Annotated in this window: 10 protein-coding genes and 1 pseudogene; 6 read left to right on the top strand and 5 right to left on the bottom strand. The window is 68.4% G+C overall.

All coding sequences use genetic code 11. The features are described from left to right. Positions 1-223: 223 nt before the first annotated feature. Entirely contained in the window at positions 224-370 is a 147-nt protein-coding gene (locus KME77_RS22010) for a hypothetical protein (protein ID WP_219470740.1), read from the bottom strand. A gap of 681 nt (positions 371-1,051) precedes the next feature. Between KME77_RS22010 and KME77_RS22005 the strand changes: the two genes are divergently transcribed. Continuing rightward, positions 1,052-2,371: a sensor domain-containing diguanylate cyclase gene (locus tag KME77_RS22005; RefSeq protein WP_308250821.1), complete on the top strand. Its 1,320-nt coding sequence runs from the start codon at positions 1,052-1,054 to the stop codon at positions 2,369-2,371. A gap of 637 nt (positions 2,372-3,008) precedes the next feature. On the opposite strand, the gene KME77_RS22000 is transcribed toward KME77_RS22005, so the two are convergent. Then, on the bottom strand, positions 3,009-3,476 hold the full coding sequence (locus KME77_RS22000) for a MarR family winged helix-turn-helix transcriptional regulator (protein ID WP_219470735.1): 468 nt from the start codon (positions 3,474-3,476) through the stop codon (positions 3,009-3,011). Between the two features lie 61 nt (positions 3,477-3,537). On the opposite strand from KME77_RS22000, the gene KME77_RS21995 reads away from it, so the two are divergent. The 5 genes and pseudogenes from KME77_RS21995 to ettA all read left to right on the top strand — a co-directional run bounded on the left by KME77_RS21995 (position 3,538) and on the right by ettA (position 7,961). Continuing rightward, positions 3,538-3,945: a tautomerase family protein gene (locus KME77_RS21995; RefSeq protein ID WP_219470733.1), complete on the top strand. Its 408-nt coding sequence runs from the start codon at positions 3,538-3,540 to the stop codon at positions 3,943-3,945. 502 nt (positions 3,946-4,447) lie between these two features. Further along, a complete protein-coding gene (locus tag KME77_RS30000) occupies positions 4,448-4,909 on the top strand; it encodes a cytochrome P450 (protein ID WP_219470731.1) in 462 nt (153 codons plus the stop codon). Between the two features lie 23 nt (positions 4,910-4,932). Further along, positions 4,933-5,853, top strand: a pseudogene (locus tag KME77_RS21985) (cytochrome P450); the annotation flags it as partial. Then, positions 5,847-6,089, top strand: a complete 243-nt coding sequence (locus KME77_RS30535) for a cytochrome P450 (RefSeq protein ID WP_372451208.1) — start codon at positions 5,847-5,849, stop codon at positions 6,087-6,089. The pseudogene KME77_RS21985 and the gene KME77_RS30535, both read left to right, overlap by 7 nt. Positions 6,090-6,296: 207 nt before the next feature. Beyond that, on the top strand, positions 6,297-7,961 hold the full coding sequence (ettA, locus tag KME77_RS21980) for an energy-dependent translational throttle protein EttA (protein WP_219470727.1): 1,665 nt from the start codon (positions 6,297-6,299) through the stop codon (positions 7,959-7,961). 532 nt (positions 7,962-8,493) lie between these two features. Here ettA and KME77_RS21975 read toward each other — a convergent pair. The 3 genes from KME77_RS21975 to KME77_RS21965 all read right to left on the bottom strand — a co-directional run. After that, positions 8,494-9,705, bottom strand: a complete 1,212-nt coding sequence (locus KME77_RS21975; RefSeq protein WP_219470725.1) for an MFS transporter — start codon at positions 9,703-9,705, stop codon at positions 8,494-8,496. After that, a complete protein-coding gene (locus KME77_RS21970) occupies positions 9,702-9,899 on the bottom strand; it encodes a hypothetical protein (protein ID WP_219470723.1) in 198 nt (65 codons plus the stop codon). The genes KME77_RS21975 and KME77_RS21970 overlap by 4 nt, the downstream gene beginning before the upstream one ends. Then, on the bottom strand, positions 9,896-10,102 hold a 207-nt coding region (locus tag KME77_RS21965), incomplete at its 5' end, for a PrpF domain-containing protein (RefSeq protein WP_281424223.1). The genes KME77_RS21970 and KME77_RS21965, both read right to left, overlap by 4 nt.

Genomic DNA, 10,102 nt, shown 5'->3' with positions numbered 1-10,102 from the left:
GCTGCAGCGCCGCACGCTGCAGCGGGGCCTGTCCGGGGAACCGTGAACCAGCAGTCTGCGAAGGCGGCGAGCATACGACTCTGAGGAAAACGATCTTTCGGCCAGCGGACCGCTTCCGAGCGCCGCACACTCCCCGCAGCGCCGCACGACGTGGCGCCCTACAGGGGTGCGATTGGCCGCGCCACGAGGTGGCGCGGCATGAAGTGGCGCGGTTGAGGTGGCATCACAGTTGGGGTGCCCCACGAGGCAGCACGATTGAAGCGGCGTCATGGGTGACCAGGGCCAGGATGGCGCGGTTGCAGGCGCAGTCCGAGGTGAGGCAGTCGAAGGTACCGCAGTCCAGAGACAGGATGGCGTAGCTGAGGATCACGTAGACGTAGTACGCGACGCGAGGTATGCGGCCCATTTTTGACACGGCCGTTGGTGACACGACCCTCGATGACTCGATCCTCGCTGGCACGGCCCTCGCTGACACGCCCTTCCTGACACGGGACTTGGTCACGCGGTCGTGGATGACGATGGGGGCGCGGTCGGGGGGCGACGCGGACGGCGAGGAAGAAAGTGCAAGCGATCACACGAACGAACGCGCACCGAATCCGTACTGGACATGCAGCTGAAGGCGAAAGTGGGAAGTAGGTGGAGGGGGCATCGGCCGTACGCGGTGATGCCATGGGAGCCCCTCCAAGTGGAGGAACCTGGCACCAATACTCAGCCGATGGCGTTGCCGGAGTCAGATGACTAGAGCATCTGTCAGGTCCAGGTTACGCCCCGCACCATGGCTGCTCCTTTCCCAGCAGGGTCCGCTCGGCGGAGTGAGCGGTGTCATTCGCCGACCACCACACTTATGTGGTCACACCGCCAAACGTATCGGTTCCCATCGCGCGGCGCACACTCCGCAATTATTGTGTTACACATCGTTATTCAGAGAGGAGACGAGATGGCGGCTACCAGTCACACCTCGGTCAAGCCTCGCGACGGTGTGTCAACACTGGCTGGCCGATGGCCGCTGCTCGGACAGCGCCGCCCGCTTCTGTTCTATTTGAGCGGGATCGTGAGTCTCCATCTCGCCTCGATCGTCATGTTCGCGATGTCCACCGAGGTCAGGTGGCCGGAGCTGCTGATGTTCGGCGCGCTCATGGGATGTGGCGCGGTCTGTATCGAGGCGACCAGACGGCTGGGCATGCCCGCGGGTGTGTCTCGCGACCTGTTGTCGGCATGGTGGCTGCCGGTGGCGTTGCTGCTGCCGCCGGTCTACTCGCTCTTCGCGCCCATTGTGCTGCAGGTGCTGCTGCAATGGCGCGTACGGGCGACGGTGCTCTATCGCAGGGTGTGCAGCACGGCGGCCATCGGGCTGGCGGCCTGCTCGGCGTCGGTGTTGTTCCACGGGCTCGTACCGGATTCGTCGGTGCTCTCGCGAGGCAGCGGCCCGCCGATCCTCGCGGCGATTGGCGCGGCGGCGCTGTTCGCCGTGCTGAACACCGCGCTCATCGCGATCGCGGCCCACACGGCCAATCCGGACATCTCCTGGCGTGAGGTGCTCTGGGACAGGGAGAGCGTGCTCCTGGACGTCGTGGAGCTGTGCCTGGGCGTCACGGTCGCGGTCGGCTGCGGACTCAACCTCGCGCTGCTCGTGCTCGCCCTGCCCCCGGTCGTGCTGCTCCAGCGCAGCCTCCTGCACGCCCAGCTCCAGGCGGCGGCCCGTACGGACTCCAAGACCGGCCTCCTGAACGCCGCCGCCTGGCAGCGAGAGGCCGACACCGAGATCGTCCGCGCCCGCCGCACCGGTGAGACGCTGGCTTTGCTGATCATCGACATCGACCACTTCAAACGGGTGAACGACACCCACGGCCACCTCGTCGGCGACCAGGTTCTCGCCGGCGTCGCGGCCACCCTTCGCAGCCAGCTGCGCGACTACGACGTGGTGGGCCGCTTCGGCGGCGAGGAGTTCGTGGTCCTGCTCCCGCGCGCCGACATCCACGAAGCCCGCCGGGTCGCCGAACGCCTCCGCAGCCGCATCGGCCGCATGGCCGTCCCCGCCGACGACGCTATGATCACCGTCACCATCTCGGCGGGGGTCGCTCTGATGAGCGTCCACGGCGACGACCTGATCGAACTCCTCGCCGCCGCCGACCTGGCCCTGTATCGGGCCAAGGAACTGGGGCGCGACCGCATCTGCATCCCTGTCGTCCAGCCAGCGGCCCCCGTTCTCGCCGAGGACCCACCTCTTCTCGTGGAGGATGCCCCCCTCCTCACTGAGGATCCGCCCCTCCTCATCGAGGGGTCCCCTCGTCTTGTAGATGGCCCACCCTTTTTCACCGAAGATCCACCCCTTTTCATTGAGGATCCGCCACCTGACCCGCAGCCGCTCTGAGGCTTACTGACCTGACGTCGGTTTCCGTTTCCGAACGATGTCCGCTCGGGCCGACGTCCACTTCCAGACGCTCTGACCTGCCACGCTCTGACCTGCACAATGTCCGCTTCCAGATGCCCTGGCTCGCGACGTCTGATCCGCTATGTCCGGCCTACTTGGGCTGACGTCCGTTTCGGCACGCTCTGAATCCGCAGGGGCTGACTATCGCTAGGCTGGCCACCGCCGGACGGACGTCCGGTGGGTCGGCAGGGAGTGTCCGGCGCTCGGAGGCGGATCGCCGGCTGAAAGGTCGTTTTCAACGGGAGTCGTATGCTCGCCGCCTTCCGCAGACTGCCGGTCCACTCCACCGTTCCCGGGACAGGCTCGGTCGGCAACCGTTGGACTGGCGTTGCCGGACAGGGGTCCGTTGGGCTGGCGGGCGCCGGGCAGACGTTCTCTGGGTTGACGTCCGCCTAACGTCAGCCTGGCGGATGTTGCCCAGCGACGCCAGCCAGGCTGATGTACGCCAGGTTGACGTCCGACGGTCTACGTCTGCTGGGGCGGCGTCTGTTGGCCGACGTTTTTGTACGGACGGCCCTTCAGGGCGCGTCTCCGGTGACATTCGCTTGCTCGGTTCCGTGCATGTGCCGTCTTCGGCTCAGTCGTGCATTCGCTTGCCCAAGGCGGTCTCGTAGGCGCGCATCGTTCGCACGATTGTGGCGCGTTCGGCCGGTGTGAGGTCGGTCAGGACTTCGGCCCACGCCAGGGCGCTGCCCGACAGCCACTCGCTGATCGGTTCGACGTACTGCGGTGCGATCGCGACGACGCGCCGTCGCCGGTCGGCGTCGTCCTCTTCCCTGGTGAGGACGCCGCGGCGGGACAGGTCGCCCACCATGAGGCTGACGGTCGTCGGGGCGATCTCCAGCCGCTCCGCCAACTGGCTCACTGTGAGTGAACCGTCGTACTGCAAGTAGGCCAGCAGGGACAGGTGGCGGGGCGCGAGATCGAGGGTTCGCAGCGCCTGTGGGACGGGCAGTCGCTTGGCTCGCCCGACGAGCCTGGGCATCAGCAGCAGCATGGATCGCACTGCCTGATCGGTGGTCAGGTCGTTCGCGTCGTTGACCATCTGAACCTCGCCAATTATCTTTGTAGTCAAAGATGATTTAGGGACAAACAGGAGACTGACGATGCCACATCTGACAGTTCGAGTCCTGGAGGCGCAGCTTCAGGGCAACGAAGCGGCTCTCATCGCGGCGCTGACCGACGCGGTGGTCGAGGTGTACGGGGAGTGGGCGCGTGATGTCGCGGTCATTCACCTCGACGGCATACCCGCTGGACGGTGGGGGCTGCGAGGCAAACCGGCCGATCAGGCGCCGCCGGTGATCACGTTCGGTATTCGTGAGGCGGCGTTCGGCCGTCCTGACAGTGGCGAGCTGGTTGCCAGGCTTGTGCGAGTCGTCACCGATGCCGTCGCCGCCGTCCTTGGGGCGCACTTGCGGGACGGCATCACGGTCGAGCTCGTCGCCGCCCCGGCCGGGCGTACGGCGGTCGGAGGTGTGATCGTCGACGATAGTTCTGTTTCCGCGCATCAATGATCTTCGTTGGAGGTGTGGATGATCGGTGACGGGGGTGAGGGGCGGGGGGACGGCCGGTTTTCCTTGAGCGGGACGTCTGGCTGGGGTGTTCTGTTCGCTGTTTCGGACACATCCGTCTGTACGTGCCAGCAGTAATCACTTTCCGTTTCACTACGGATACGAGCTGCGACTTGGCGGTAGTAATCGAGAGTGGCTGCCAATCGGGGACAGTGTGCGTCGGCACGCCGGGCGAGGAGAGCGTGATCGCGCAGGTGCCGCGTTCGCATGTCCTCGCCGCCACTTTTCCGGACACCACACATCTGCCAGGTGACAAGGCATCGGCGCTGCGACGCCGAGGTCTCGTCGGCGGTGGATGGGGCGCCGGCACGTGAAGCGACGACACCGTTCCGGCCTCATCCGCATCGACGGTGGTGGGCTCGCGTTCCGTATGTCGTTCGTGGACGGGCGCCGCGTGTGACAGGTGCGACCCCTCAACCTCGAGTACGTCATGTGGAGGAACCCCATGGTCGAAGCCGGAGACGTGACGGCTGCCCCCAGGTCGTTGCCGAGCCTCCCGACAGCGCCCGGCAGGGTTCCGCTGCTGGGGCATTCGGTCTCGCTGCTGCGCCGTCCGTTCGACTTCCTGCAAGGGCTGAACGGTCTCGGCGACATCGTCCGCATCGACATCGGCACGCTGCCGGTGTACATGCTCACCCGGCCGGAGCTGGTGCGGCAGGTCCTGGTGACGCAGGCTCGGAGCGTACGGCGCGGCCTGGTGTTCGAGCGGGCCCGGCCGCTGTTCGGCGAGGGGCTCATCGTCGCCGACGGGGAGGCGCATCTGCGCCGGCGGCGGATCCTGCAGCCGGCGCTCAGCCAGAGCGGCATCGGCGGCTACTTCGAGGTGATGCGGCGTAACACCCAGGCCGTGGCCGCCTCTTGGGAGGACGGTCAGGTCGTGGACGTCTGCCGGTGGCCAACGATCTGATCATCGCGAACACCACCGAGGCCATGTTCGGGATGAGCATCGAGCCTGCGGCCGCGCGAGCGATCCATGCGGCCATGCCGACGTTCATCGACAATCTGATGGTGCAGGCGCAGATGCCCGAGTTCCTGCGGCGTCTGCCGCTGCCGAGCAATCGCCGGTTCCGCGCGGCCACGCGGCAGATTCACCAGGTGGTGGATCAGGTCATCTCACACAAGAGGGGTAATCCGTCCGAGCGGGAGGATCTGATCGGCATGCTGCTGTCGTCCCGGGAGGCGTCGCTCCGTGAGGCGTCAGCCGGAGGAGAGGCGTCGGTCCGAGGGGAGGCGTCGGTTGCAGGGGAGACGTCCTCTCAAGGGCGGTGTGGTGAGGCTGGGATGAGTGACCGGCAGATTCACGACGAGGCCATGGGCATCTTCCTGGCTGGGATCGTCACGACCGCGAACGCGCTGGCCTGGACGCTGCACGAGTTCGCCCGGCATCCGGACGTCGAGGAGCGCATTCTGGCCGAGGTGCGTTCCGTGTTCGGGGACGCTGTCCTCCTGGAGGGGAAGAATGCGGTCCTCTCGGACGGCTGGGATGTCGTCGCCTCGGAGGGGCGGGGTGCGGTCCTCTGGGAAGGGCGGGGGCCGGTTCCTCCGGAGGGGCGGATCGTTCGGGGTGGCGGCCTGTGGGCGGTGGGAGGGGCGGTTCGTGGTGGTGCGTCACGCCTGGGCGGGATGACGTTGGCGGAGGCGTTCAAGAAGCTCGACTACACGCGGCGTGCGGTGCAGGAGGTCCTGCGACTGCACCCGGTGCTGATGGTGCTGCGTCACACCACCGCGCCGCTCACCTTGGCCGGGGTACGGATCCCGCCCGGGACCGAGGTCGGCTACAGTCCCACCGCCATCCACCGCGACCCGCACGTCTACCCCGAGCCGCACCGCCTGGATCCTGATCGGTGGCTGGGGGGAGAAGGCCAGGGGGGCTGCCGACCGGGGCGTACGCGGCGTTCGGGGACGGGCGGCATCGCTGCATCGGGGAGCATTTCGCCATGGCTGAGCTGCTGGTCGCCGTCGCGGTGTTGTTGCCTCGGTGGAGGTTCCGCCATGGGCCGGGGCTCGGCGCCGACGACGTCCGGGAGGTCAACGCGTCGCATCCGCGGCCGGATCGGCTCCACATGACCGTTATGGCGCGTACGTAGGAAGTCCGGCGCGTACGAACGAAATCGTTCTGGCATATGCGCGGGAGCGCGCGATGTCGAAGGCGGGAGAGCGCGCCGAAGTCCGGGTGTGCTGATGCTCGACCGCCCGGGATGTTACGGGGCCTTGGGGGCAGATGGGCTCGCAAGTGGTGAAGCCGGGCGGGCAGGCGGCGGAAGCCCGGGTCGAGAGCCCCTAAGCTAGATGTCATGCCGGAGTACATCTACACGTTGCAGCGCGTGCGTAAGGCGCACGGTGACAAGGTCGTCCTCGATAACGTCACCCTGTCGTTCCTGCCTGGGGCCAAGATCGGCGTCCTCGGCCCGAACGGCACCGGAAAGTCGACGCTGCTCCGGATGATGGCCGGTCTTGAGCAGCCCTCCAACGGCGACGCCCAGCTCATGCCGGGCTTCACCGTCGGCATGCTCCAGCAGGAGCCGCCGCTCAACGAGGAGAAGACCGTCCTCGGCAACGTCCAGGAGGGCGTGGCCGAGACGCTGGCGATGCTCGACCGCTACAACGCGATCGCTGAGCAGATGGCCACCGACTACAGCGACGAGCTGCTGGAGGAGATGGGCAAGCTGCAGGAGCAGCTTGAGCATCGCAACGCGTGGGAGGTTGACAGCCAGCTGGAGCAGGCGATGGACGCGCTGCGCTGCCCGCCGCCCGACGCCGACGTGACCAAGCTGTCCGGTGGTGAGCGCCGCCGCGTCGCCCTGTGCAAGCTGCTGCTGGAGGCCCCCGACCTGCTGCTGCTCGACGAGCCCACCAACCACCTCGACGCCGAGAGCGTGCAGTGGCTGGAGCAGCACCTGGAGAAGTACGCGGGCACCGTCCTGGCCGTCACCCACGACCGCTACTTCCTCGACAACGTCGCCGGCTGGATCCTGGAGCTCGACCGCGGCCGCGCGTACGCGTACGAGGGCAACTACTCCACCTACCTGGAGGCCAAGGCGCAACGCCTCAAGGTGGAGGGCCAGAAGGACGTCAAGCGCAAGAAGCGCCTGGAGGACGAGCTGGAGTGGGTCCGCTCCAACCCGAAGGCCCGCCAGACCAAGAGCAAGGCCCGTCTGCAGCGGTACGAGGAGATGGCGGCCGAGGCCGACAAGCACCGCAAGCTCGACTTCGACGAGATCCAGATCCCGCCGGGCCCGCGCCTGGGCACCACGGTGATCAAGACGGACAAACTCACCAAGGGCTTCGACGACCGGCTGCTGATGGAGGACCTGACGTTCGACCTGCCGCGTAACGGCATCGTCGGCATCATCGGGCCCAACGGCGTCGGCAAGACCACACTGTTCCGCATGATCACCGGGGGCGAGACGCCGGACGAGGGCTCGGTCACCGTCGGCGACACCGTCAAGATCTCCTACGCCGACCAGAGCCGCGGCGGCCTCGACCCGAACAAGAACGTCTGGGAGGTCGTCTCCGACGGCCTCGACCACATCAAGGTCGGCAACGTCGAGATGCCGTCCCGCGCCTACATCGCGGCGTTCGGCTTCAGGGGGCCCGACCAGCAGAAGAAGGCGGGCGTCCTGTCGGGCGGCGAGCGCAACCGGCTCAACCTGGCGCTCACCCTCAAGCAGGGCGGCAACGTCCTGCTGCTCGACGAGCCCACCAACGACCTCGACACCGAGACGCTGTCCTCGCTGGAGAACGCGCTGCTCGACTTCCCTGGGTGCGCGGTCATCACCTCCCACGACCGGTGGTTCCTCGACCGCATCGCCACGCACATCCTGGCGTGGGAAGAGGGCTCGAACTGGTTCTGGTTCGAGGGCAACTTCGCCGACTATGAGAAGAACAAGATCGAGCGGCTGGGGGCTGACGCGGCTCGTCCGCACCGGGTCACCTACCGCAAGCTCCACCGCGACTAGCCGGCGGATCTCAGGCCCAGACTCTGGGGTTCGTTTCCGGCCTTCGATTTAGCGGGGTTCGGTTGAGCCGGGTCTGCTTGAGCGGGGTTCGGGCGTCTCAGCCCGAGCGGCTGTCCCTCTGCGGGCGGCCGCCTCGGCTCGTGGGACTGTTCCTCGGTGAGGTCGCCTCGGCTCGGAGTGAGGTCGCCTCAGTTTGGGAGCGGCTGGCTCAGGTTTGGAGGGGCTGGTCCGGTAGCTCGGGGGGCCGGTTCGGGTAAGCCGGTTGGGTGGTCCGGAAGGTCGGTCGGCCGGGCTGGTAGGTCGGTCCGGTAGGTCGGACAGGCTGGTCCGGTAAGCCGGTCCGGTAGCTCGGAGGGCCGGTTGCGGGTAAGCCGGTGGGTCGGTCCGGTAGGTCGGTCCAGCACGTTGAACGAGCTGGTCCGGTAAGCCGGCTCGGCAGGTCAGTCGGCTGGCCCGATTTCTGGGGCTGTCGATTCGGCTCGCGGTGGCAGAGCCTGGGGGGTGACTGCCCTACCCAGCCCGGGTGATGGGGTCAGGGGTCCCGATCAGGGATGGCGGAGGCTGACCAGGCGGCGACGCCCAGCGTGGCGCCGGTCACCGCCAGCACCCCCGACACCCCGCCCACCACGGCCGCGGCCCCCGACATGGCGGGGATCACGCTCTGGGCGAGCCGGTTGCCCGCGATGCGGAGCGACAGCACCGTCCCGCGGGTGCCGGAGGGCGCCAGCTGGGTGACCCAGCCCATCGTGATCGGCTGGCAGACGCCGGCGGCGAAGCCGTACAGCGCCGTGAGGGCGATGAGGACCCAGACGGTGACGGGCAGCGTCAGGCCGCAGAGGGCGAGCGCCGACACCGCGCAGGCCGCCACGGTGAGGCGTCGGCGGCCGAGCACCCGTACGAAGAAGGCCAGGTTGATGCGGGACACCATCTGCGCCACGGAACGGGCGCCGAGCATCGCGGTCACCCAGGCGGGGGCGATGCCGCGGGCGTGGGCGAGGGCCGGCAGGTACGCCAGCGTCACGTCGATCGAGGCCAGGATCAGCCCGCCGACCAGCAATGCCCGGTACATTCCCGGGATGGCGAGCAGTTGACGCGCCGGCCATCGGCGGGCCGGTGACGGGGCGGTGCGGTGGTGGGTGCCGAAGCCGAAGGAGACCGCCAGGGTCACCAGGCTCGCCAGCCCGCAGGCGGCGGCGATCGGCTCCAGGGGCGGCGACTGGCTGCCGGGCGCCGGTGGCATCAGCAGGAGCAGCGGGCCGACGCCCTGCCCGAGGGACGTGATGAACGTGTACACGCCGAAGGCGGAGTCCATGCCGCGGTTGCGTGCCTGGCCCGCGACGGCCGACTGTTCGGCGACCATCGAGAAGACGATGCCGAGGCCGAGCAGGGCGGTGGCGGTGACCAGCAGCGCCAGGTGGGCCGAGCCCAGGTAGGCGACCACGGCCGCCGCCGTCAGCGCGACGCCGCCGATCACCATGCTCGGCCGCTCGCCGAAGCGGTCGACCAGGCGGCCCGTCGCCACGGCCAGGACCAGCGGCGGGATCGCGAACATCGCCGCCACCACGGCCACCCACGCCGACCCGTACCCCAGTTCGAGCACCGCGTACGACAGCGACGGCCGCATCCCGTAGCTGATGACCTGGACCAGGATGGCGTGGATGGCGAGCAGCGGCCAGAAGAGCCGCCGGGACCAGGAGCGGGGAGAAGGAGCCCCGGACCCCTGTCCGTCAGGCCCGCCGCTCATCCCTCAGCCTCGCCGTCCATCACCCCAGCGCCTCGGCCGTCGCCGCCCGTCATCGCCGTAAAACCCCGGCCGCCGTTCACCGCCCCCGAGCCCCGGCCGCCGTTCACCGCCCCCGAGCCCCGGCCGCCGTTCACCGCCCCCGAGCCCCGGCCGCCGTTCACCGCCCCCGAGCCCCAGCCGTCGCCGCCCGTCATCGTGGGAACGCGATGCCGTCGATCAGCTTGCGTGCCGTCCGCACCACCCCGGTCCGCTTCACCGTGAGCCCGTCCAGCTCGACCTCGACGTCCAGGAACCCCGTCGGATGCTCCACCCGGACCCGGTCCCCGGCGGGTGGCGGCGTCAGCTCCGCGACGGCGCTGCCCGGCAGCCGCAGCGCCGCCGCCACGCTGGCGGCTCC

It is taken from the genome of Nonomuraea rhizosphaerae, assembly GCF_019396405.1.
In the GTDB taxonomy this organism is placed as follows: Bacteria; Actinomycetota; Actinomycetes; order Streptosporangiales; family Streptosporangiaceae; genus Nonomuraea; species Nonomuraea rhizosphaerae.
Note: the sequence above shows the minus strand (reverse complement) of the source record. Positions and strands in the feature narration are given on the sequence as shown.

Coding starts and splice junctions, on each gene's coding strand:
- ettA (WP_219470727.1), top strand. CDS start 6,297: ATGCCGGAGTACATCTACACGTTGCAGCGCGTGCGTAAGGCGCACGGT.
- KME77_RS21975 (WP_219470725.1), bottom strand. CDS start 9,705: ATGAGCGGCGGGCCTGACGGACAGGGGTCCGGGGCTCCTTCTCCCCGC.
- KME77_RS21995 (WP_219470733.1), top strand. CDS start 3,538: ATGCCACATCTGACAGTTCGAGTCCTGGAGGCGCAGCTTCAGGGCAAC.
- KME77_RS22000 (WP_219470735.1), bottom strand. CDS start 3,476: ATGGTCAACGACGCGAACGACCTGACCACCGATCAGGCAGTGCGATCC.
- KME77_RS21970 (WP_219470723.1), bottom strand. CDS start 9,899: ATGACGGGCGGCGACGGCTGGGGCTCGGGGGCGGTGAACGGCGGCCGG.
- KME77_RS30000 (WP_219470731.1), top strand. CDS start 4,448: ATGGTCGAAGCCGGAGACGTGACGGCTGCCCCCAGGTCGTTGCCGAGC.